A 22,976-nucleotide genomic window follows, 5' to 3' on the forward strand; every position below is an offset into this window, starting at 1 on the left:
AATCGAGGGATCCCGGTAGCTCCCGGGCGCTGTCGAGCGAATGGATTCAATGAAGATCCTGTTGACCGGAAGTTCCGGGCGGATCGGGCGCGCGATCTTCGGTGCGCTGGCCGCAGAGCACGACGTGGTGGGGTTGGACCGCATGCCCTTCAACACCACCCGCATCATTGCCGATGTCACCGACCGCCATGCGCTGGAGCGTGCCGTGCGGGGTGTGGATGCGGTGATCCACACTGCGGCCCTGCACGCGCCGCACGTCGGCCTGGTGCCTGATGCGGTGTTCGAGCAGATCAACGTGGACGCGACCGCGCAGCTGCTGCAGCTGGCCCGTCAGGCCGGTGCGCGCCGCTTCGTGCTGACAAGCACCACGGCGCTGTATGGCCACGCGGTGGTGGCCGGTGGCTGCCGCTGGATCGACGAAACGACCGAACCGCTGCCACGCACCATCTACCATCGCACCAAGCTGCAGGCCGAAGCATTGGCCGAGCAGGCGGCGGGGCAAGGCTTCGAGGTGCGCGTGCTGCGCATGGCGCGCTGCTTCCCCGAGTCGCCCGAGCGCATGGCCATGTTCCGCCTGCACCGTGGCATCGATGCGCGCGACGTGGCCAGTGCCCACGCGGTGCTGCTGGTGGATGAGGGCGGGCCGTTCCAGCGCTACATCGCCTGCGCGGCCAGTCCATTCCAGCGCAGCGACTGCCTGGAGCTGGCCGCCAACCCGCGGCAGGTGCTGGCCCGCCGGGTACCGCAGCTGCTGGTCGAGTTCGACCGCCGCGGCTGGCCGCTGCCGCTCAGCATCGACCGCGTGTACGACAGCAGCCGGCTGCGCCAGGCGCTGGGCTGGCAACCGCGCTTCGGCCCGGAAGGCGTGCTGCAGCAGTACGCCGTGGGCAGCATCGAGGTACTGCCGCGCATGCTGCCGCTTTTGTAGAGTCGAGCCATGCTCGACTGCGCCGCCTCTGTAGAGTCGAGCCATGCTTGACTGCTCTTCGTCCGACGCCATGGCTGAGCGCGTTCAGGTTCGAGCAGGTGGTTTTCCTCAATCCGGCCCACCTGCTGCCGCTAACCCGATGCGTGCCTCGCCACCGTGGGTTTCGATCCGCAGCTGGCAGGCGGCCGCGCGAGGGATCGCGCACCTGCGCGGTGCCGTCGTGGTGCCGGTTGTCCTGAACTGCCTGCGGACCTGTCCATGCCTTCTTCCCGCTCTGCCGCTGCCCGTCGCCCGGGCAGCATCGCCCACAAGCTGATGCTGGGCACTGCTTCGATCGCGCTGCTCTGCTTCGGCATCACCGCCTTCCTCATCTACCGCCAGGCCAGTGCCAGCCTGGTCAACGCCTCGCGCCTGACCATGGGCAGTGAAGCCGTCGCCGAAGCGCGCAAGGTGTCTGCCGATCTGGGCACGGCCTTCGCCAGCAACGATGCGATGGTGGAAACCGTGCTGGCACAGCGTGCCCGCGGCGATGCCCCGGACCGTGCCGCGCTGGCCGCGGTCATCGGCGAGCAGCTGCAGGCGCACCCGGAGTGGGTGGGCAAGAGCACCATGTGGGAGGCCAATGCCTTCGACGGCAAGGATGCGGACTTCGTGGACAGCGAAGCGCACGATGCCACCGGCCGCTACATGAGTTACTGGGCCTGGCAGGACGGCAAGCCGCAGCAGTCGCCGATGACTGCCTACACCGATCTTCCCGACGGCTCGGGTGACTGGTACATGGGGCCCAGCCGCGACAAGCTGCCCAAGGTCAGCGAGCCCTATTCCTATGCCATCGGCGGCCAGCAGGTGCTGATGAGCACGCTGAGCACACCGATCGTGGAGAACGGCACCTTCCTCGGTGTGTTCACCGTCGATTTCTCGCTGGCGGCACTGCAGAAGCACCTGGCCACGCTGACCCCGATGGGAGCCGGCCGGGTCGAACTGCTTTCGCCCAAGGGCGTAGTGCTGGCGGCGGCCAATGCTGCCGAGATCGGCAAGCGGCGTACCGATGCGGCCACCCAGAAGATGCTGGCGCAGATCGCCGAGGGTAGGACCTTCGAGGCGTTCGAGCCCGATGCCGAAGGCAACGTGCGCCTGTACGTGCCGATGCAGGTCGGCGATGCACCGCAGCACTTCGCGCTGGGCGTGGTCGTGCCGCACGCGGTGATCGTCGCCGAAGCCCGGCAGCTGCTGTGGCTGACGCTGCTGGTCGGCGTGATTGCCGCGCTCACCCTCAGCGCCGGCGTCTACGTGCTGTTGCGTGGCCTGGCCATCCGTCCGCTGGCGCAGGCCGTGCGCATCGCCAGCGACGTGGCGGCCGGCAAGCTGGACACCGCACTGCCGCCGCGCGGCAACGATGAAGTGGGTCGCCTGCTGGAGGCGATGCAGGGCATGCGCGGCACGCTGCAGGCAGTGATGGCGGCGCAGGCGGACATGGCGCAGCGCCATGACGAAGGCCAGATCAGCTACCGCATGGATGCCAGTGCCTTCCCGGGCGAGTACGGCCGCATGGTGGCCGACAGCAACCAGCTGGTGGCGTCGAGCAACGCGGTCACCCAGCGCCTGGTGGAGGTGATGCAGCGCTACGCAGTGGGCGACCTCAGCGTGGACATGGAGGCCCTGCCGGGCGAGAAGGCCGTCTTCACCGCGGCCATGGCCACCACCAAGGCCAACCTGGGGGCCATCAACGAACAGATCCAGCAGCTGGCCGCCGCGGCGGCAGCGGGTGACTTCGCGGTGCGCGGCGATGCGGAGCGCTTCGAGCATGACTTCCGCCGCATGGTCGAAACGCTCAACACCATGATGCAGGTGAGCGACCACAACCTCGCCGCGCTCTCCACGCTGCTGCGCGCGATTGCCGCAGGTGACCTCAGCACACGCATGCACGGTGATTTCCACGGCGTGTTCGCGGTGATGCGCGACGATGCCAACAGCACGGTGCAGCAGCTGACCCAGATCGTCGGTCAGATCCAGCAGTCGGCGGCAAGCATCCGCCTGGCGGCCGGCGAGATCGCCTCGGGCAACAGCGACCTGTCGCGCCGCACCGAACAGCAGGCGGCCAACCTGGAAGAGACGGCGGCATCGATGGAGGAACTGACCTCCACCGTGCGCCAGAACGCCGAGCATGCGCAGCAGGCCAACAGCCTGGCGGCATCGGCGGCCGGTGTGGCCAGCGAAGGCGGGCAGGTGGTCGGCCAGGTGGTGCAGACCATGGAGCAGATCGAGAACTCCTCGCAGCGCATCGCCGAGATCATCTCGGTGATCGATGGCATCGCGTTCCAGACCAATATCCTGGCGCTGAACGCTGCGGTGGAAGCCGCGCGTGCCGGCGAGCAGGGGCGTGGTTTCGCCGTGGTGGCCAGCGAAGTGCGCGCGCTGGCACAGCGCTCGGCGGGGGCGGCCAAGGAGATCAAGGGCCTGATCGACGCCTCGGTGGCCCAGGTCGGCGCCGGTGCGCAGCTGGTGCACGGTGCCGGCCGCACGATGCAGGAGATCGTCGGCCAGGTTGGCCGGGTGAACGACATCATGGCCGAGATCTCGGCCGCCTCACGCGAACAGTCGGCGGGCATCGAGCAGGTCAACCAGACCGTGGTGCAGATGGACGAGACCACCCAGCAGAACGCGGCACTGGTGGAAGAAGCCACGGCGGCCGCACGGGCGATGGAAGACCAGGCGGAGCAACTGGCGGTGGCGGTATCGCGCTTCCGCCTGCAGGCCGACGCCCCGGCGGCAGCGAAGCTGCGCGCGGCCTGATGTCGCAAACGACGACGCCCGGCCGGAGCCGGGCGTCGTCAGTGCGGCCTGCCGGGCGGGGGCCCGGCGTTGGCCGCGGCTTAGAACATGCCTTCGAAGGGGTTCCAGCTGGTGCTGCCCTTCACTTTTTCCTGGAAGTAGCTGTAATTGGCGCTGGAGGCGACCAGGAAACTGGTGGCGAACCACAGGGCGCGGACCACGATGTCCGGCAGCACGAAGGCCAGCGCGATCAGCACGATGTAGATGCCCACCACGACCAGCGCCTTGCGCCACATGCCCAGGATCAGCAGATAGATCCAGTTGAAGAAGAAGGCGAAGAAATTGATGTTGATCTTCAGCCGGTCACCGAAGGAGAGCGCCTTCCAGGCCTGCTTGAAGCCCGGCTCCTTGGGCGCGCCGTGCTGCTGGAAGAAGTTGAAGCGGAACTGCCACTTGGGGCTGTACTGCGAAAGGTCGACTGCGTTCATGAATGGGAGACGTCCCTGTGAGAAAACGTTTTCATGATAAAAGGGGCGCATTCAGCCAACCAGCTTGGTCCCTCAAAAATGTGACGGTGAACCAGTTGGACGCTTGCATCCCGGCCCGGCACCGTCACCCATCCGCCTTGTTTTTAGGATAGGGTGCGCAGTCCGCTGCCGCTGGGCCTTTGCCTGGCGCGTTGGCGGGATGTCCTCGGAGGTTGCATGACCACACCCGTTACACCGGAAAACGCACCCGGACCGGTGCTTCTGCCGACACCCGAAGTGGTGCAGGCGCAACAACTGCTCGCCCGCCAGCAACTGGCGCTGGCGATCGACCGCGCGCGCGCGGCGGCGAACCGCGATGCCGCAGCGCCTGAGCCCCTGACCTGACGGGCGATCTTGAGGTGACAGGTGCCGACCTTGGTTGGCACGCTTTTGCGCGGGCGACTGACGGAACGCAGGATCCCGTATTTGAGATTAATTCTCATTTTGTACGATCCAGTTTCAGCCACCCGTGCGGGAGGGCGGCATGCCTGAGCCGGCCATCCCCTGCAGTTTGCTGAATGGGGAGAATGCGCGCGCTGACCCTTCGCGTCCGGCTTACGTTTTCCCTCTTATGCTGGGCCGCATTTTCGATTCCGCCGCGTTGGAGATCGTGTGGGTTCCGGTAGTGACAGACATCTACTGCGCGGCGTGACGCCGTCGCAGGCAGGACAAGTGCGGGCGCCGGGAATGCGCGCGGGGAACCCTGGTGCACGCCGCCTGGCCAGGATGGCCAGCCACGCTGCCTGGGCGGAGTAGACGCGATGGAAGCTCAAACCACCTCCCACGCTGGCCCGGGCAACCCCGAGCTGGATGCCGGCTGGGCGCTGTTGCCGCCCGAAGCGCCCCTGCAGATGCCCGAGCAGACCCTGCGCGAAGGCAAGCTCAAGGTCCCTCGTCACCGCACCTCGCCGCGCATGATCAAGCTGCGCCGCCTGTACCTCTTCGGTGGTACTGCGGCGATGACCGCCGTGGCCACGCGGATGATGTGGCGGGTGCTGTCCACCAACGGCATCAGCGTGCTCGAGGCCTGCCTGCTGGTGCTGTTCGTCGGCCTGTTCGCCTGGATCGCGCTGTCCTTCGCCAGTGCCGTGGCCGGTTTCCTCACCGCCGTGTTCGACCGCGGCTACCGCCTGGGCATCGACCCGGACAAGCCGTTGCCGATCGTGCACAGCCGCACCGCACTGCTGATGCCCACCTACAACGAGGACCCGCGACGGCTGCTGGCCGGCCTGCGCGCGATCTACGAATCGGTGGCCGCCACCGGGCAGCTGGAACGCTTCGATTTCTTCGTGCTCAGCGACACCCGCCGCGAAGACATCGCCCGCGCCGAGGAGCTTGTCTTCAACGAGCTGCGCGACCTCGTGCCCGATGGCCGAGTGCGCCTGTTCTACCGCCGCCGCAGCGACAACGGTGCGCGCAAGGCCGGCAACATCGCCGACTGGGTGCGCCGTTTCGGCGGCGCCTACCCGCAGATGCTGATCCTGGACGCCGACAGCCTGATGACCGGTGACAGCATCGTGCGCCTGGTCGCCGGCATGGAACACAATGCCGACGTCGGCCTGATCCAGACCCTGCCGTCGGTGATCGGCGGGCGCACCCTGTTTGCCCGCATGCAGCAGTTCGGTGGCCGCGTGTACGGGCCGGTGATCGCCCGCGGCGTGGCCTGGTGGCACGGCGCCGAGAGCAACTATTGGGGCCACAACGCGATCATCCGTACCCGCGCCTTCGCCGACCAGGCCGGCCTGCCGGCACTGCCCGGCCGCAAGCCGTTCGGCGGCCACGTGCTCAGCCACGATTTCGTCGAAGCCGCGCTGATGCGCCGGGGCGGCTGGGCCGCGCACATGGTGCCTTACCTGGGCGGCAGCTACGAGGAAGGCCCGCCGACCCTGACCGACATGCTGGTGCGCGATCGCCGCTGGTGCCAGGGCAACCTGCAGCACGGCAAGGTGGTGGGCAGCCGCGGCCTGCACTGGATCAGCCGCGTGCACATGCTGATCGGCATCGGCCATTACTTCACCGCGCCGATGTGGGGTATGTTGATGCTGATCGGCATCGCCATCCCGCTGTTCCAGGAAGGCATCGATTTCAACGCACTGCTGCACCTGTCGCCCAGCCTCTACTGGCGTGCGCAGGACGAGGAGCAGGTGGTGCGCCTGTTCGGCGCGACCATGGCCGTGCTGCTGCTGCCCAAGGTGCTGGGCTACCTGGCCATGCTGCTGGACCCGGTGGACCGCCGTGGCTGCGGTGGCGCCTTCCGCGCGTTCGTGTCGATGCTGGTGGAAACCGTGCTGGCGGCGCTGATGGCGCCTGTGGTGATGTACGTGCAGTCGCGCGGCGTGGCCGAAGTGCTGTCCGGCCGCGATTCGGGCTGGGACGCACAGCAGCGCGACGACGGCGGCATTTCCTGGATGGCGCTGATCCGGAGCTATGGTGGGCTGGGTCTGTTTGGTGCCTTCATGGGCATGCTGGCCTGGGCGGTATCGCCCTCGTTGGCGGCGTGGATGGCACCGGTAGTGATCGGCATGGTGCTGGCCATTCCGGTGGTCGCGCTGACCTCCTCGCGTGGGCCCGGTGGCTTCCTGCACCGCTGGGGCCTGCTGGACATCCCCGAGGAAAACACGCCGCCGCCCGTGCTTGTGCGTGCCGCCGAGCTGCGCCGCGAAGCCGCCGAGCAGCCGCCGCTGTACTGATCGGCCCATGGCGGCGGCATAATGCGGCTCGAACTTGAAGGAGCCGCATCATGCTGCAAACGGTGGAACAGGAAACCGGCGCCTCGCCGCAGTGGTCGGTGATCTGGCTGCATGGCCTGGGGGCCGATGGCCATGATTTCGCGCCGATCGTGCCCGAGCTGGTGCGCCCGCACTGGCCGGCGCTGCGCTTCGTGTTCCCGCATGCACCGGTGCGGCCGATCACGATCAACAACGGCGTGCCGATGCGCGGCTGGTACGACATCGTCGGCATGGATTTCCGCTCGCGTGCCGACATGGCCGGGGTGCGTGAATCGGTGGCCCAGCTGGACGCGCTGATCGCGCGCGAGATCGAGCGCGGCGTCGCCGCCGACCACATCTTCCTGGCCGGTTTCTCGCAGGGCGGCGCGGTCATCCTCAGTGCCGCACTGGAACGCACCGCGCCGCTGGCCGGCCTGATCGCACTGTCGACCTACCTGCCCGATGCCGAAGCGGCCCGCCGCGTCGACGGCGCTGTGGACGTGCCGGTGTTCATGGCCCACGGCAGTGGCGACCCGGTGATTCCGCTGGCGGTGGCCGAGCACAGCGCGCAGGTGCTGCGCACGCTGGGCCTGTCGCTGCAGTGGCAGCGTTACCCGATGGCGCACCAGGTCTGTGCCGAAGAGATCCAGGCACTGGGCGACTGGCTGCAGGAACGGCTGGGCGTGGCCTGAGCCATGGCAGCCAGCGCCAGCCCGCCGTGGATGCCGGAACTGTGCCGCCTGCCGCGCGTGCTGGCGATGCTGGGCCTGGCCGAACTGGTGGTGGTGGTGCTGGCCCTGGCACCGGATGGCAGCCGCCACTGGACGCTGGGCGAGCTGGCCTCCGCCAGTGGTTTCGCGTTGTGGCTTTCACTGGCGGTCAGCGCCTGCCTGTGCCTGCTGCGGCGGGCACTGTCGACCCTGCCCGAGGCGCTGGGCGCGCTGCTGGCCATCGCCTTGTCGGCGCTGATCGCCGTGGCGTGCGCCGGTGTCGTTCACGCCCTCTACGCGGTGCTGGGTGACAACTTCACCCGCGGCATCAGCTTCTGGCGCTTCACGCTCGGCAGTGCCGCGACCACGGCGCTGATCACCGCGCTGGCGCTGCGCTACTTCTATGTGAGTGACCGCTGGGCCGCGCAGGTGCAGGCCAACGCGCGTGCCCAGGCCGACGCATTGCAGGCGCGCATCCGCCCGCATTTCCTGTTCAACAGCATGAACCTGATTGCCAGCCTGCTGCACCGCGACCCGGCCGTGGCCGAACGCGCGGTGCTGGACCTGTCCGATCTGTTCCGCGCCGCGCTGGGTGCCGGCGAAGGCGATTCCACCCTGCAGGCCGAGTGCGAGCTGGCCGAGCGTTACCTGTCGATTGAATCGCTGCGCCTGGGCGAACGCCTGCAGGTGCACTGGCAGCGCGAGGAACCCCTGCCATGGGACCTGCCACTGCCGCGCCTCGTACTGCAGCCGCTGGTGGAAAACGCGGTGCTGCATGGCATTTCGCGCCTGCCCGAGGGCGGCACCATCGAGCTGCTGCTGGCCTGCAAGGACAATGAGCTGCAGATCACAGTTCGCAATCCGGCGCCGGATCCGCAGGCGCCGGGGCTGGCCCTGGCACGGGGCGCGGGCCACGCACAGCACAGCATCGGGCATCGGCTGGCGTGGCGCTTCGGTCGTGCCGCGCGGATGACGGCCGGCTGGAGCGAAGGCTACTATGCCTGCCAAGTGACAGTGCCGATCCAGTGAGGGAATGAGCGTGAGGGTAGTCATCGCCGATGACGAACCGCTGGCCCGCGAGCGCCTGCGCACCCTGTTGGCGGCGCAGGAGGGCATCGACGTGGTGGCCGAGGCCGGCAACGGCGAGCAGGCCCTGCACGCGTGCGCGGAACTGCAGCCGGACCTGGTGCTGCTGGATATCGCCATGCCCGGGCTGGATGGCCTGGAAGCCGCGCGCCACCTGGCCAGTTTCGAACCGCGGCCGGCGGTGGTGTTCTGCACCGCCTACGACGCGCACGCGCTGTCCGCGTTCGAGGCGGCCGCCATCGATTACCTGATGAAGCCGGTACGTGCCGAGCGTCTGGCCGCGGCCATCGCGCGCGCGCGTACGTTCCTGGCCGGCCGCGATGGCCAGCCCGAGCACAGCGGCGGCCAGGCGCGCAGCATGCTGTGCGCCCGCCTGCGCGGCAGCCTGCGCTTGATTCCGCTGGACGACATCCACTACCTGCAGGCCGAAGAAAAGTACGTGGTGGTGCACCACGCGCGCGGCGAAGACCTCATCGAGGAATCGCTGAAGTCGCTGGAGGAGGAGTTCGCCAGCCGCTTCGTGCGCATCCACCGCAACTGCCTGGTGGCCCGCCATGAACTGGTGGAGCTGCGGCGTGGCGTGGGCGGCCAGGTGCAGGCGGTGCTGCGGCATGGCAAGCAGCCGCTGGAAGTGAGCCGGCGCTGCGTAGCGACGCTGAAGCAGGAACTGCGGCATCTGTGAGGTTCCGCGCGGCCTGCGGCCGCGACTGCTTTCAGATCAACATCAAGATCAACGGCAACAGCAACGGCGGGTTGGTCGGCTCTGTCCTGTTGCGTGTTGGATGAGGCGGGATGGGCGGGCGGGACACGCCGTAAACCCATCCATGGGGGCTCGATGGCGCCATCCATGGCGCCAACGGTCCCGCCCGCCCATCCCGCCTCACCCTCGCGAATTTCCCGGTGACGGACGGCAAAGGCATTGTTGTTATCGGAGGGGGAAAGAGGGGTCAGATCCCTTTTCCTGCGGAAAAGAGATCTGACCCCGGAAGCAGTCGGCTTTTGATTTTTCTTTTGATCTTCCGTGGCTGGCGCGCACGGAAACTGTCAGGGGCCGGGTGGGTGGGTTGCGCAGGGGCGTGAGCCGCATGGATGCGGCGACCGAGCTTACAGGGACGTACTTGCAGCGTCCCCTGCGCGGCCCACCCACCCGGCCAGCTCACGAGGCTGGTTCGACTAACAGTCGACTCTACCGCCAGCCACGAGGGCTCCGCCGTTGGCCGTATCCCGCCGATAGGCGCGATAATGCCGGCATGGAAACCGTCCGCATCGCCACCCGCAAGAGCCCGCTCGCCCTCTGGCAGAGCGAACACGTCGCCGACCGCCTGCGCCAGGCCTACCCCGACCTGCATGTGGAACTGGTGCCGATGAGCACCCGCGGTGACGAGGTGCTCGACCGCTCGCTGGCCGCCATCGGTGGCAAGGGCCTGTTCCTCAAGGAGCTGGAGCTGGCCATGCAGCGCGGCGATGCCGACTGCGCGGTGCATTCGCTGAAGGATGTGCCGATGGAACTGGATGCGCCCTTCGCGCTGCCGGCCATGCTGACCCGCCACGATCCGGCCGATGGCTTCATCTCCAACCTGTACGCCTCGCTGGATGCGCTGCCCATCGGTGCCCGCGTGGGTACGTCGTCGCTGCGCCGCCAGGCCCAGCTGCGCGCGCTGCGCCCGGATCTGCAGCTGCTGGACCTGCGTGGCAACGTCAACACGCGCCTGGCCAAGCTCGACAACGGTGGCTACGACGCCATCGTGCTGGCCGTGGCGGGGCTGGAACGGCTGGGCCTGGGCAACCGCATCGTGGCCCGCCTGCAGCCACCGCAGTGGCTGCCGGCACCGGCGCAGGGCGCGGTGGCGGTGGAATGCGATGGTGGCAACGCGCGGCTGATGGAATTGTTCGCGCGCCTGGATGACGCCGATACCCGTGCCTGCGTGGAAGCGGAGCGGGCGATGAACCGCGCGCTGCACGGCAGCTGCCATGTACCGGTGGCGGCCATCGCGCAGTGGCAGGGCCAGGACCTGCACCTGCAGGGCATGGTCGGCAGTGCCAGTGATGGTCGCGCGGTGCGTGCCGAAGCGGTGGGCCCGGCCAGCGATCCGGAAACGCTGGGCCACCAGGTGGCGAAGAAGCTGCTCGATGACGGCGCAGGCGAACTGCTGAACGTCTGAACCGCGCCTCTGTAGAGTCGAGCCATGCTCGACTGCAGGGCGAACAGCAGTCGAGCATGGCTCGACTCTACAAATGAAGAACGGGCGCCCTGGGCGCCCGTTTCTTATTTGAACTTGTAGACCACGTTCATCGTGGTCAGGGTATCGGTCCTGCGCTTGTCGTCGGCCACGTCGCTGTTGTAACGGGCCTGCCAGCCGGCCTTCAGGGCCAGGTGCTCGTTCATGCTCACCGACACGCCGAAATCGTTCTGGCCGAAGGTGTTGTACGAGCCCGATTCGACCAGCAGGTTGTTGATCAGGTCGGTGTTGGACGTGATGGCGTACTTCAGTTCGAACTGGCCCTGACCGATCAGGCCGGTGCGGGTGCTGTCGTCTTCGGTGCTGTGGGTGCGGCTGACACCCGGGCCGATCAGCGCGTCGAAGGAGAACTTCTCGGTGTTGAACAGGCGGGTACCGTAGCCCAGGCCGAACGAGCTGCGACGATCGTAGGTGGCGAAGTCATCGCGCTCGGTACGCACCTTGGCGAACAGCTGGCGGTGTTCGCCCAGCTGCAGCGCGCTGCCGGCGGCGCCGGTATAGCGGTTGGCCGTGGTGTTGTCGCGGCGGGTGGTGGTGCCGTCGTCGTTGGTCTCGGTCACCTTGGAGCTGGAGCGCAGGCCGAACAGGTCCATGGTGTGCACCCAGTCGCCATCGGTATAGCGCAGGCGCAGGGCGCCGTTGAAGCTCTCGGTGCTGCTGTTGCCGCTGGCGGCGGCAAAGCCCAGTTCGCCACCGCTGCCACTCCACGGCGACGTCATCGCCGCCAGTTCGGAGGCATCCTGGGCATAGGCCAAGGGTGCGCACAGCAGCAGGGGCACAAGCAGGGACACGCGCAGGGACATCGAGGGCTCTCCGAAGCGGTTAACAACCCGTGATGATACTGGAAGCACCATGACCATCAGAACGGTTCGGCAACGGCGCTTCAGCAGGCGTTACCGCCATCGCCCATTCAGGGGAGGTCGATGCGCAGCGCGGGGTCGTTGAAGCGCGAGTAGCGCAGGCGCAGCTGGTACGGACGCCCCTGGTTGCTGCCGTTGCGCACGATCTGCCGCGGCAGTCCCTGGTCGTCCACCCAGTACTCCAGGCGCTCGCCGGCGGCACTGACCAGCCGGTAATGGCGGGTATCCACGCCGTCCAGCGACTGCCGGCCCAGATCCTCGGCCTGCAGCGGGGCGGCCGGGGCATCGGCGGGCAGCGGGCTGCGCCACTGCTCCAGCAGGCCGGTCGGCGTCGGCACCTGCTGGATCGCACCACCGGCCTGCAGGAACATGGTGTCGCCGATGATCGTCTGTATCCCGGCCGGAGTGTGCAGCCGGAAGCGGTCGGGGGCGACGAAGTCCATCGCGCTGTGCACTGGCTGGGCCGCACCCAGCACGTCCAGCTCGGCGTGGAAGCTGCGCATTCCGGCCAGATGCTCGCTGGCGACGCGCACTGCTTGCGCCGGATCGGCCGCGGCGGCGGCTGGCACCGGTGCAAGGGCAGGGGCTGAGGCCGGGGCTGCAGCGGGGGCCGTGCCAGCGTCAGGTGCCGGGGCGCGATCACAGGCGGCCAGCAGCAGGCAGGCCAGCAGGGGCAGGGCAGGCAGGCGGCGCATCGGGCGTTCCATGGGGGCGGGGGCGCCCACGATAGCCCAAAGCCCCCGCACAACGCCCGCGACTCGGACATAATCGGGGGCATGGACCGATACGAACGCATCACCGCCCTGCATCGTCTGCTCAAGTCCGCACGCTATCCGGTGACGGTGGCGACCCTGCAGGACAAGCTCGGTTGTTCCCGTGCCACCGTCTACCGTGATCTGGCCTTCCTGCGCGATGCGCTGATGGCTCCGATCGAGGGCGACGGCGAGGCCGGCTTCCGTTACCAGGCTGACGAAAGCGACCGCTTCGAACTGCCCGGGCTGTGGCTCAGCTCGGAGGAGCTGCATGCCCTGCTGGCGTCGCAGCACCTGCTGGCACGGACCGGCGGCGGCGTGCTGTCGTCGGTGCTGGCACCACTGCAGCAGCGCATCGAAAGCCTGCTGGCGGCGCAGGCCGGCGTCTCCAACTGGCCGGTCGACCGGGTCCGGGTGATCCCGCACCGCGGCCGCAAGTTCGACGAAGGCAGCTTCCGCACCGTGGCCTCGGCCGTGCTGGAGCGCAAGCAGCTGGCGTTCGAGTACCGCGCCCGTTCCACCGACGAATCGACCCGGCGCACCGTGTCGCCGCAGCGCCTGACCCACTACCGCGACAACTGGTACCTGGATGCCTGGGACCATGATCGCGACGCCCTGCGCAGCTTTGCGGTGGATCGCGTGCACAAGGCGCGGGTGGTCGACAACGGTGCCCGCGACGTGGCCGAAACCGAGCTGGATGAGCAGCTGGGTGCCAGCTACGGCATCTTCTCCGGCCCGCCCAAGGGCTGGGCGACTATCCTGTTCAGCGCCAAGGCCGCGCGCTGGGTGGCCGACGAACACTGGCATTCCAAGCAGCAGGGCCGTTTCCTGCCCGATGGCCGCTACGAACTGAAGGTGCCCTACAGCGTCTCGCGCGAGCTGCTGATGGACGTGCTGCACTACGGTTCCGATGCCGAGATCGTCGAGCCGGTGATGCTGCGCGAGCAGGCCAAGGCGCTGCTCAGCCTGGCCCTGACCAACTACGAACATTCCTGATCCCTCCCCCCGAGAGACCCGTTGCCCCCATGAAGAAGACCCTGTTGCTGCCCCTGTTCGCCGCTGCGCTGGCCCTGACCGCCTGCGGCAAGTCCGGCGAGCCCTCGCAGAAGCTGGTGGTGGCCGCCACCGCCGTGCCGCATGCGGAGATCCTGGACGTGGTCAAGCCGATCCTCAAGGAGGAAGGCGTGGATCTGGACGTGCGCGTGTTCAACGACTACGTGCAGCCCAACGACCAGCTGGTGCAGAAGCAGGTGGACGCCAACTACTTCCAGACCGAGCCGTACCTGGATGCCTACAACCGCGACCGCAAGACCGACCTGACCAAGGTGATCGGCGTGCACATCGAGCCCTTCGGTGCGTACTCGCGCAAGGTCAAGTCGCTGGCCGACCTGCGCGAAGGCGCCGACGTGGTCATCCCCAATGACCCGAGCAACAACAGCCGCGCGCTGATCCTGCTGCACAAGGCTGGTGTGATCGAGCTGAAGGATCCGAGCAACGCCCTGTCGACCCAGCGCGACATCATCGCCAACCCGAAGAAGCTGAAGTTCCGCGAGCTGGATTCGGCGATGCTGCCGCGCGTGCTGGACCAGGTCGACCTGGCCCTGATCAACACCAACTACGCGCTGGATGCCGGCCTGAACCCGACCAAGGATGCGCTGGCGATCGAGAGCAAGGATTCGCCGTACGTGAACTTCCTGGTCGCGCGCCCGGACAACAAGGACGACGCCCGCGTGCAGAAGCTGGCCAAGGCGCTGACCAGCCCGCAGGTGAAGGCCTTCATCGAGACCAAGTACAAGGGCGCGGTGCTGCCGGCGTTCTGATGTCGGGGTAGCGCCGGGCCATGCCCGGCGGATTGGGGATTGATTCGCCGGGCATGGCCCGGTGCTACCGCCCTCAATCAACGTGGAAGGCGAGGGTGGCGGCGACGGCCTGCTGCCACCCTGCATACAGTTTTTCGCGCCGCGCCGCGTCCATCTGCGGCTCGAAGCGGCGGTCCAGGCCCCACTGCGCGGCAATCTGTTCGCGGCTTTCCCAGAACCCCACCGCCAGCCCGGCCAGATAGGCCGCACCCAGCGCGGTGGTTTCGGTCAGACGTGGCCGCAGCAGCGGCACGCCGAGGATGTCGGCCTGGAAACCGGCCAGGAAGTCGTTGCCGATCGCACCACCGTCGGCGCGCAGTTCGCTCAGGGCGATGCCCGCATCCGACTGCATCGCATCGAGCACGTCACGGGTCTGGTAGGCCATCGCCTCCAGCGCCGCACGCACGAAGTGCGCCTTGCTGGTGCCACGGGTCAGGCCGAACATCGCCCCGCGCACGTCGCTGCGCCAGTAGGGTGCGCCCAGGCCGACGAAGGCCGGCACCAGGTAGGCGCCGCCGCTGTCGTCGACCTTTGCCGCCAGCGCCTGGCTGTCGCTGGCGCGGTCGATCAGGTGCAGCTCGTCGCGCAGCCACTGCACCACCGAGCCGGCGATGAAGATCGAGCCTTCCAGCGCATATTCCACCTTGCCGCCGATGCCCCAGGCGATGGTGGTCAGCAGGCCGTTGCGCGAATGCACCGCCTCGGCGCCGGTGTGCATCAGCATGAAGCAGCCGGTGCCATACGTGTTCTTGACCATGCCCGGCTGGAAACAGGCTTGGCCGAACAATGCCGCCTGCTGGTCACCGGCGATGCCGGCGATCGGGATCGGATGGTCGAAGAAGAACTGCGGCCGCGTATGCGCGTACACCGCGCTGGAATCGCGCACGCGGGGCAGCATCGCGCGCGGGATGTCCAGCAGTGCCAGCAGGTCCTCGTCCCATTGCAGGGTGTGAATGTTGAACAGCAGGGTGCGCGCGGCGTTGCTGTAGTCGGTCACGTGCGCCTGGCCACCGCTGAGGTTCCAGACCAGCCAGCTGTCGATGGTGCCGAACAGCAGTTCGCCGCGCTCGGCGCGCTGCTGCGCCCCCTCCACGTGATCGAGGATCCAGCGCACCTTGGTGGCCGAGAAATACGCATCGATCAGCAGGCCGGTGCGCTCGCGGACCAATGCTTCGTGGCCGTCGGAGCGCAGCCGTTCGCAGATCGCGTGGCTCTGCCGCGATTGCCAGACGATGGCGTTGTGGATCGGCTGGCCGGTGGCGCGGTCCCAGACCACGGTGGTCTCGCGCTGGTTGGTGATGCCCAGCGCAGCGATGTGCCGTGGGTCGATCTGCTCGCGGCTGAGCAGCTCGGTCATCGTCGCGTAGACGCTGGTGAGGATCTCGCGCGGATCGTGTTCCACCCAGCCCGGCTGCGGGAACAGCTGGCTGAACTCGCGCTGCGCGCTGCCGACGATGTTGCCGGCGCGGTCGAACAGGATCGCGCGCGAACTGGTGGTGCCCTGGTCGATGGCCAGCACGTAGCGGGGCGTCATGGGGCGTCTCCGGTGGCGATGGGGAAATCGTAATGCATCGGTCGCGCGGCGCACGGCCGCTCTGGTAGCTGCCAACCTTGGTTGGCGCAGTTGGCGCACGCGGCGCACGACCGGGGTCAGAGCCCTTTCCGTTGGAAAGGGATCCGACCCTGCATCCATGCCTGCAGCCGCGCCACCTGCGCTGCGTCCAGGCGCAGGCCCAGCTTGCTGCGTCGCCACAGCACGTCGTCGGCGCTACGGGCCCACTCGTGCTGCTGCAGCCACGCGACTTCGCGCGCATGCAGGCCGCCGCCGAAGTCCTCGCCCAGATCGGCGAGCGCGGCCGCTCCTTCCAGCAGCATCGCACTGCGGCTGCCGTAGGCGCCGGCCCAGCGTCGCGCGAGGTCGGCCGGCAACCAGGGCGCATGCACCTGCAGTCGCGCCCGCGCCGCGTCGGCATCGCCCCAGTCACTACCGGGCAGGGCATCGCCGTGTGCGGTCCACGCCGGGCCCATGCCGGGCAGGTGCGGGCGCAGCAGGTCCAGTGCTTCCTCGGCCAGCACGCGGTAGGTGGTCAGCTTGCCGCCCAGCACGTGCACGGCCGGCGCGCCGCCGCCCTGCAGCTGCAGCCGGTAATCGCGGCTCAGCTTCGCCGCCTGCGGGTCGGGGTCGGCCAGCAGCGGGCGCACGCCGGCGAACTGCCAGACCACGTCGGTCGCATGGATCGACTCGCGCAGGTAGCGGTTGGCCGCCGCGCACAGGTAGTCCACTTCCGAGGGCAGCACGCTGCAGCGCGCCGGGTCGCCGCGGTAGTCGGTATCGGTGGTGCCCACCAGCAGATGGTCGTGGGCGAACGGCAGCAGGAACACCACGCGCCCATCCGGCTGCTGCAGCAGGCAGGCGCTGTGGTCGGGCCAGGGCTGGCGCAGGACGATGTGGCTGCCCTGCACCAGGCGCAGCGCGGGCGAACCATCGCCGCGCCGCATGCGCTGCAGCAGGCCACCGGCCCACGGGCCCGCCGCATTGGCAACGGCCCGGGCCTGCACGCTGTGGGTCTGGCCGTCGCTGTCTTCCAGTGTTGCCAGCCAGTGCGTCGGCGTCTGCTGCAGGCCCGTGCAGCGGGTGCCGGTGAGGATGCGCGCGCCGCGCTGGACGGCATCCAGCGCGTTGAGCACCACCAGCCGCGCATCATCCACCTGCGCGTCGGCATAGCTGAAGGCCTGTTGCAGGTGCGGCGACAACCACGACCCCAGCGCATCGGCGTGCAGCTGCAGCGAGCGCGAGGCGGGGAAGGCCGCGCTGCGCTGCCCGAGGTGGTCGTACAGCCACAGGCCCACGCGCAGCATCCAGCGGGGCCGCAGATGCGGTTCCCATGGCAGCACGAAGCGCAGCGGGTGGACCAGGTGGGGCGCCTGCCTACGCAAGATCCCGCGCTCGCCCAGCGCCTTGCGCACCATGCCGAACTCGCGCTGTTCCAGGTAGCGCAGTCCACCGTGGATCAGCTTGCTGCTGGCGCTGGAGGTGTGCGCGGCAAGGTCATGCTGCTCGCACAGCAGCACGCGCAGGCCGCGGCCGCTGGCATCGCGGGCAATGCCGGCGCCATTGATGCCGCCGCCGATCACCAGCAGGTCGATTTCGTGCATGGCGTCCCCGGGTCAGGTTTTTGTAGAGCCGAGCCATGCTCGGATGCATTTCCAGAAGGGCAGTCGAGCATGGCTCGACTCTACCGGAAACAACAACGGGCCCCGCAGGGCCCGTTGTTTCAACACAGTGAAGCAGGAAACCGCTTAGAAGCGCGCACCGATGCCGAAGCCCACGGTCCACGGGTCAAGCTTGGCTTCGCCCACCTTCTGGCCGGCCACCTTCAGGTCCGGGCGCGAGTGCATGTAGCGGGCATCGGCGCGGGCAAACCAGGTGGAGTTGATGTTCATGTCCACACCCACGGTGCCGATGGCACCCTTGGCGTCCTTCAGGCGGATGTCATCGCCACCGGCGAAGTTCTCGTTGCTGAAGGCCGACTGGAAGTAACCGACGCCCACGAACGGACGGAACACGTTGTCAGCCTGGCCGAAGTGGTACTGACCGCTCAGCGCGACCGGCTGCTGCTCGACGCTGCCCAGGCGGGCATTGCCCGGACCCTTGACGCGGTGATCGAACTTGTCGGCAGCGCCCCACAGCTCAACGGCCCAGTTGTCGTTGACGTAGTAGCTGAAGCTGACGGTCGGCGCCGGGCCGCCATCAACCTTCTTGATCCCGTCGATCGGATCGTTCTTCGGCTGCAGCAGCGAGACGCCGCCAACTACGGCAAAATGCTTGCCCGAGGCGGTGTCTGCGGAGCTGCTGTCCTGCGCGAAGGCGGCAGGAGCGAAGGCAGCGGAGGTCAGCAGGGCGAGGCTCAGAATACGGATGGAGCGCATGGGGGAAATCTCCTGTTGTTTCTTGTTTTGGGCCCCCGGTTGCGGGGCGATGTCACCGTAGTCGCCTCAACATGAATCGCATCCGACGCGCGTTAAAATTTGGTTCCCATTGTTCAGCGGGCAGAGCGAAACCGCTGTTTTATAGGGGTTTCATGCATATGCGATTGTTCATGCAGTTGGAGAAAACGTGAGCAGCGATGCGTTGTGCATCGGCCTGCCTGCGCGCGTGGATCGCGATTGCCGCGTGCTGGTGCTGGGCTCGATGCCCGGTGTCGCCTCGCTGCAGGAACAGCAGTACTACGCCCATCCGCGCAACCGCTTCTGGCCGCTGCTCGGTGATCTGTGCGGGTTCGATCCGGCGCTTGCCTACGAGGCACGGCTGCGCGCGCTGGCCGACGCCGGGGTCGGCCTGTGGGATGTGATCGGCCGGTGCGAGCGGCGGGGCAGCCTGGATGCCGACATCGTGCGCGGTTCGGAAGTCCCCAATGCGCTGCCCTCACTGATTGCCGGCCTGCCGCGGCTGCGCCTGGTCGCCTGCAATGGCGGGGCGGCCTGGCAGGCACTGCAGCGCTGGGTTGTGCCGGATCTGGAGGCAACGCCGGTGCTGCTCGCGCTGCCCTCCACCAGCCCGGCCAATGCCGCGTGGTCCCTGCCGCGCCTGCGGCAGGCCTGGCAGCCGCTGGCTGACGCGCTGGCGACATGAAGCGGACATCGTCGGGACAATACGCTACCGACTGGAAGTGCCCGCAGGCCTTTGACAACAGCGTGTCCCGGCGGCGTGCGTACTGAAAACACCTGTAACGGTTGGCGCTGGCCCCCTCTGGCCGCACAATAGACGTTTCCCTACACCAGATTGCCGGAGTTATCCCCATGGCCGAAATCAAGGAAGCACTTGTCCCCGATATCGGTGACTACAGCGATATCCCGGTAATCGAGGTGCTTGTCGCCGTCGGCGACACGGTCAGGAAGGACCAGGGCCTGGTGACGCTGGAAAGCGACAAGGCCACGATGGAAGTGCCGTCCTCGGTCGCCGGTGTGGTCAAGGAAATCAAGGTCAAGGTCGGCGACAACCTCTCCGAGGGCAAGGTCGTGGCCCTGATCGAAGTGGCTGAAGGCGAGGCTGCCACGCCGGCCGCTGCTGCCCCGGCCCCGGCCAAGGCCGCTGCCCCGGCAGCCGCCACCCAGAGCGCCCCGGCCCCGGCGGCTGCTGCCCCGGCCGCCAGCGGCGGTGCCGTTGAAGCACGGGTGCCGGACATCGGTGATTACACCGACATCCCGGTCATCGAAGTGCTGGTCGCCGTCGGCGATACGGTCAAGAAGGATCAGGGCCTGGTCACGCTGGAAAGTGACAAGGCCACCATGGAAGTGCCGTCCTCGGTCGCTGGCGTGGTCAAGGAACTGAAGGTCAAGGTCGGCGACAACCTGTCGCAGGGTGCCGTGGTCGCCATCATCGAGGCCGAGGGCGCTGCCGCGCCGGCCCCGAGCAAGGCCGCCGCTGCCGCCGCCCCGGCCGCTGCCGAGACCGCCACCAAGGTCGAGCCGGTCGCCGTCCCGGCCCAGCCGGACAAGCTGGCTGCGCGCGAGATCGCCTCGGCCGGTACCCCGACCAGCCCGCCGGTGCAGTTCAACGCCGATGGCGTGCTGCCGGCCAAGGTGCCATACGCCACCCCGGCCGTGCGCGTGTTCGCCCGCGAACTGGGCGTGGACCTGCTGCAGATCAGCGGCACCGAGAAGGGCGGCCGCATCACCAAGGGTGACGTGCAGAAGTTCGTCAAGGCCGCGCTCAGCGGTGGCGTGCCGGCCGCAGCGGGTGCAGCCGTCACCGCCGGTGGTGGCCTGAACCTGCTGCCGTGGCCGAAGGTCGACTTCAGCAAGTTCGGCGAGACCGAAGTGCAGCCGCTGTCGCGCATCAAGAAGATTTCCGGTGCGAATCTGGCCCGCAACTGGGCGATGATCCCGCACGTCACCCAGTTCGAACAGGCCGACATCACCGATCTGGAAGGCCTGCGCGTGGCGCTGAACAAGGAAAACGAGAAGGCCGGCATCAAGCTGACCATGCTCGCCTTCCTGATCAAGGCCAGCGCCGCGGCGCTGAAGAAGTTCCCGGAATTCAACGCCTCGCTCGATGCCAGCGGTGAAAACCTGACCCTGAAGAAGTATTTCCACATCGGCTTCGCCGCCGATACGCCGAACGGCCTGGTCGTGCCGGTCATCCGCGACGTGGACAAGAAGGGCGTGGTGCAGATCGCGCAGGAAACCGGCGAACTGGCCAAGAAGGCACGCGACGGCAAGCTGGGCCCGGCCGACATGAGCGGCGGCTGCTTCTCGATCAGCTCGCTGGGCGGCATCGGTGGCACCGCGTTCACCCCGATCGTCAATGCACCGGAAGTGGCCATCCTCGGCGTCTCCAAGTCGGCCATCCAGCCGGTCTGGAACGGCAAGGAATTCGCGCCGAAGCTGATGCTGCCGCTGTCGCTGAGCTACGACCACCGCGTCATCGATGGCGCCCTGGCCGCACGCTTCACCACGTACCTGTCGCAGGTACTGGCCGACATGCGCCGCGTGCTGCTGTAAGGCACCGCTTCGCCCCCACCGTGCGGCCGCTGCCCCTGGCGCGGCCGCGTGAACAGATGCAGTGACAGCCCGCCGGCCACGCCGGCCGGGCACGAGGAAAACCACCATGGCCACGATTGAAGTCAAGGTTCCCGACATCGGCGATTACAGCGATGTGCCGGTGATCGAAGTGTTGGTCGCCGTCGGCGACACGGTGAAGAAGGACCAGGGCCTCGTGACCCTGGAGTCGGACAAGGCCACCCTGGAAGTGCCGTCCTCGGCCGCCGGCGTGGTCAAGGAAATCAAGGTCAAGCTGGGTGACACCCTCTCCGAAGGCGCCGTGGTCGTGGTGCTGGACGCTGAAGGTGCCGCCGAAGCCCCGGCCAAGGCCGCTGCGCCGGCCCCGGCGGCAGCCGCCCCGGCCAGCAAGCCGCCGGTGACCCCGTCGCACCGCGCCCCGGCCGAGCCGGCGGCACCGAAGCCGGCGCTGTCCAGCGGCAAGCCGGCCGACATCGAATGCGAAATGGTCGTGCTGGGCTCGGGCCCGGGCGGCTACACCGCCGCCTTCCGCGCCGCCGACGTCGGCCTGGACACCGTGCTGGTCGAGCGTTACGCCAGCCTCGGCGGCGTCTGCCTCAACGTGGGCTGCATTCCGTCCAAGGCCCTGCTGCACGCCGCAGCGGTCATCGACGAAGTGGCCCATGCAGGTGATTTCGGCGTCGAATTCGGCAAGCCGACCATCACCCTGGACAAGCTGCGCCAGTACAAGGAAAAGGTCGTCAGCCAGCTGACCAAGGGCCTGGCCGGCATGGCCAAGCAGCGCAAGGTCCGCAGCGTGCAGGGCGTCGGCAAGTTTGTTTCGGCCAACGAACTGGAAATCACCGCGGCTGACGGCAGCACCCAGCTGCTGCGCTTCCAGAAGTGCATCATCGCCGCCGGTTCGCAGGCGGTGAAGCTGCCGAACTTCCCGTGGGACGACAAGCGCGTGATGGATTCCACCGACGCGCTGGAGCTGGCCGAAGTGCCGGGCTCGCTGCTGGTCGTCGGCGGCGGCATCATCGGCCTGGAAATGGCCACCGTGTATGGCGCGCTGGGCAGCAAGGTCACCGTGGTCGAGTTCATGGACCAGCTGATGCCGGGCGCCGACAAGGACCTGGTCAAGCCGCTGGCCGACCGCCTGAAGAAGCAGGGCATCGACGTCCACCTGAAGACCAAGGCTTCGGGCGTCACCGCCGATGCCAAGGGCATCATCGTGACCTTCGAAGCTGCCGAGGAAGGCCAGACGCCGGCCCTGGCGCAGGGCACCTTCGACCGCGTGCTGGTGGCCGTGGGCCGCTCGCCGAACGGCAGGAAGATCGATGCCGATAAGGCGGGCGTGCAGGTCACCGACCGCGGCTTCATCCCGGTCGACCGCCAGATGCGCACCAACGTGCCGCACATCTTCGCCATCGGCGACATCGTCGGTAACCCGATGCTGGCCCACAAGGCCACGCACGAAGGCAAGCTGGCTGCCGAAGTGGCTGCCGGCCACAAGAAGGAATGGGTCGCCCGCGTGATTCCGTCGGTGGCCTACACCAACCCGGAAATCGCCTGGGTTGGCGTCACCGAGACCGAAGCCAAGGCCAAGGGCCTGAAGGTCGGCGTGGCCAAGTTCCCGTGGGCCGCCAGCGGCCGCGCGATCGGCATCGGCCGTACCGAAGGCTTCACCAAGCTGATCTTCGACGAAGAGACCCACCGCATCATCGGTGGTGCCATCGTCGGCGTGCACGCCGGTGATCTGCTGGCCGAGATCGGCCTGGCCATCGAGATGGGTGCTGAAGCCGAAGACATCGGCCACACCATCCATGCGCACCCGACGCTGAGCGAATCGGTGGCGATGGCCTCGGAAATCTACGACGGCACGATCACTGATCTGTACATGCCGAAGAAGAAGTAACGCTCCCTCGCGCTCCATACGAAAAACCCGGCGAAAGCCGTAATGCTGTTCACTTAAGCAGCTGGGCCAATCAGAATCCGATGCCAGTCTTCTGGCATCGGATTTTTTGTGTCCA

The 22,976-nt window shown here is 67.8% G+C and carries 19 protein-coding genes; 13 read left to right on the plus strand and 6 right to left on the minus strand.

The features are described from left to right. The first annotated feature begins 49 nt into the window (after positions 1-49). Together NQ204_RS12130 and NQ204_RS12135 are read left to right on the plus strand one after the other, a co-directional pair. A complete protein-coding gene (locus tag NQ204_RS12130; protein WP_256643977.1) occupies positions 50-928 on the plus strand; it encodes an NAD-dependent epimerase/dehydratase family protein in 879 nt (292 codons plus the stop codon). A 258-nt stretch (positions 929-1,186) separates the two neighbouring features. Beyond that, complete coding sequence (locus NQ204_RS12135; RefSeq protein ID WP_256643978.1) at positions 1,187-3,721, plus strand: methyl-accepting chemotaxis protein; 2,535 nt, start codon at positions 1,187-1,189, stop codon at positions 3,719-3,721. 80 nt (positions 3,722-3,801) lie between these two features. Here the strand turns inward: NQ204_RS12135 and NQ204_RS12140 are convergent, their stop codons facing one another. Beyond that, complete coding sequence (locus tag NQ204_RS12140) at positions 3,802-4,188, minus strand: DUF2628 domain-containing protein (RefSeq protein ID WP_116864033.1); 387 nt, start codon at positions 4,186-4,188, stop codon at positions 3,802-3,804. 216 nt (positions 4,189-4,404) lie between these two features. On the opposite strand from NQ204_RS12140, the gene NQ204_RS12145 reads away from it, so the two are divergent. From NQ204_RS12145 to hemC, 6 genes are all read left to right on the plus strand, one after another. After that, positions 4,405-4,572, plus strand: a complete 168-nt coding sequence (locus NQ204_RS12145; protein ID WP_165835714.1) for a hypothetical protein — start codon at positions 4,405-4,407, stop codon at positions 4,570-4,572. A 416-nt stretch (positions 4,573-4,988) separates the two neighbouring features. After that, complete coding sequence (mdoH, locus tag NQ204_RS12150; RefSeq protein WP_116864032.1) at positions 4,989-6,917, plus strand: glucans biosynthesis glucosyltransferase MdoH; 1,929 nt, start codon at positions 4,989-4,991, stop codon at positions 6,915-6,917. A gap of 50 nt (positions 6,918-6,967) precedes the next feature. Beyond that, complete coding sequence (locus NQ204_RS12155) at positions 6,968-7,627, plus strand: alpha/beta hydrolase (RefSeq protein WP_108758933.1); 660 nt, start codon at positions 6,968-6,970, stop codon at positions 7,625-7,627. 30 nt (positions 7,628-7,657) lie between these two features. Further along, positions 7,658-8,674 carry a sensor histidine kinase gene (locus NQ204_RS12160; protein WP_116864053.1) on the plus strand — a complete coding sequence of 339 codons (1,017 nt, stop codon included), beginning with the start codon at positions 7,658-7,660 and terminating at the stop codon, positions 8,672-8,674. Positions 8,675-8,678: 4 nt separating this feature from the next. Beyond that, positions 8,679-9,413 carry a LytR/AlgR family response regulator transcription factor gene (locus NQ204_RS12165; protein ID WP_256643979.1) on the plus strand — a complete coding sequence of 245 codons (735 nt, stop codon included), beginning with the start codon at positions 8,679-8,681 and terminating at the stop codon, positions 9,411-9,413. 568 nt (positions 9,414-9,981) lie between these two features. Continuing rightward, positions 9,982-10,893, plus strand: coding sequence for a hydroxymethylbilane synthase (gene hemC / locus NQ204_RS12170; RefSeq protein WP_256643980.1), 912 nt, complete (start codon positions 9,982-9,984; stop codon positions 10,891-10,893). A gap of 104 nt (positions 10,894-10,997) precedes the next feature. Here the strand turns inward: hemC and NQ204_RS12175 are convergent, their stop codons facing one another. Both NQ204_RS12175 and NQ204_RS12180 read right to left on the minus strand, forming a co-directional pair. Then, positions 10,998-11,774, minus strand: a complete 777-nt coding sequence (locus tag NQ204_RS12175; RefSeq protein WP_116865221.1) for a DUF481 domain-containing protein — start codon at positions 11,772-11,774, stop codon at positions 10,998-11,000. A 107-nt stretch (positions 11,775-11,881) separates the two neighbouring features. Beyond that, on the minus strand, positions 11,882-12,526 hold the full coding sequence (locus tag NQ204_RS12180) for a hypothetical protein (protein ID WP_256643981.1): 645 nt from the start codon (positions 12,524-12,526) through the stop codon (positions 11,882-11,884). Positions 12,527-12,607: 81 nt separating this feature from the next. On the opposite strand from NQ204_RS12180, the gene NQ204_RS12185 reads away from it, so the two are divergent. Both NQ204_RS12185 and NQ204_RS12190 read left to right on the plus strand, forming a co-directional pair. Continuing rightward, positions 12,608-13,579: a helix-turn-helix transcriptional regulator gene (locus NQ204_RS12185; protein WP_116865223.1), complete on the plus strand. Its 972-nt coding sequence runs from the start codon at positions 12,608-12,610 to the stop codon at positions 13,577-13,579. 29 nt (positions 13,580-13,608) lie between these two features. Next, on the plus strand, positions 13,609-14,403 hold the full coding sequence (locus NQ204_RS12190) for a MetQ/NlpA family ABC transporter substrate-binding protein (protein ID WP_116865224.1): 795 nt from the start codon (positions 13,609-13,611) through the stop codon (positions 14,401-14,403). Between the two features lie 73 nt (positions 14,404-14,476). Here NQ204_RS12190 and glpK read toward each other — a convergent pair whose 3' ends face one another. The 3 genes from glpK to NQ204_RS12205 all read right to left on the minus strand — a co-directional run bounded on the left by glpK (position 14,477) and on the right by NQ204_RS12205 (position 18,372). Beyond that, entirely contained in the window at positions 14,477-15,976 is a 1,500-nt protein-coding gene (gene glpK, locus NQ204_RS12195) for a glycerol kinase GlpK (RefSeq protein WP_116865225.1), read from the minus strand. Positions 15,977-16,092: 116 nt separating this feature from the next. After that, complete coding sequence (gene glpD / locus NQ204_RS12200; protein WP_256643982.1) at positions 16,093-17,598, minus strand: glycerol-3-phosphate dehydrogenase; 1,506 nt, start codon at positions 17,596-17,598, stop codon at positions 16,093-16,095. Positions 17,599-17,742: 144 nt separating this feature from the next. Further along, positions 17,743-18,372: an OmpW/AlkL family protein gene (locus NQ204_RS12205; RefSeq protein ID WP_108770094.1), complete on the minus strand. Its 630-nt coding sequence runs from the start codon at positions 18,370-18,372 to the stop codon at positions 17,743-17,745. Between the two features lie 187 nt (positions 18,373-18,559). On the opposite strand from NQ204_RS12205, the gene NQ204_RS12210 reads away from it, so the two are divergent. From NQ204_RS12210 to lpdA, 3 genes are all read left to right on the plus strand, one after another. After that, complete coding sequence (locus NQ204_RS12210) at positions 18,560-19,075, plus strand: DNA-deoxyinosine glycosylase (RefSeq protein WP_116865226.1); 516 nt, start codon at positions 18,560-18,562, stop codon at positions 19,073-19,075. A 167-nt stretch (positions 19,076-19,242) separates the two neighbouring features. Further along, positions 19,243-20,946: a dihydrolipoyllysine-residue acetyltransferase gene (gene aceF / locus NQ204_RS12215; protein WP_256643983.1), complete on the plus strand. Its 1,704-nt coding sequence runs from the start codon at positions 19,243-19,245 to the stop codon at positions 20,944-20,946. Between the two features lie 106 nt (positions 20,947-21,052). Then, on the plus strand, positions 21,053-22,861 hold the full coding sequence (gene lpdA, locus NQ204_RS12220; RefSeq protein WP_116863506.1) for a dihydrolipoyl dehydrogenase: 1,809 nt from the start codon (positions 21,053-21,055) through the stop codon (positions 22,859-22,861). The last annotated feature ends 115 nt before the right edge of the window (positions 22,862-22,976 follow it).

Origin of the sequence: Stenotrophomonas testudinis, from assembly GCF_024499815.1 — a bacterium.
Taxonomy (GTDB): domain Bacteria; phylum Pseudomonadota; class Gammaproteobacteria; order Xanthomonadales; family Xanthomonadaceae; genus Stenotrophomonas.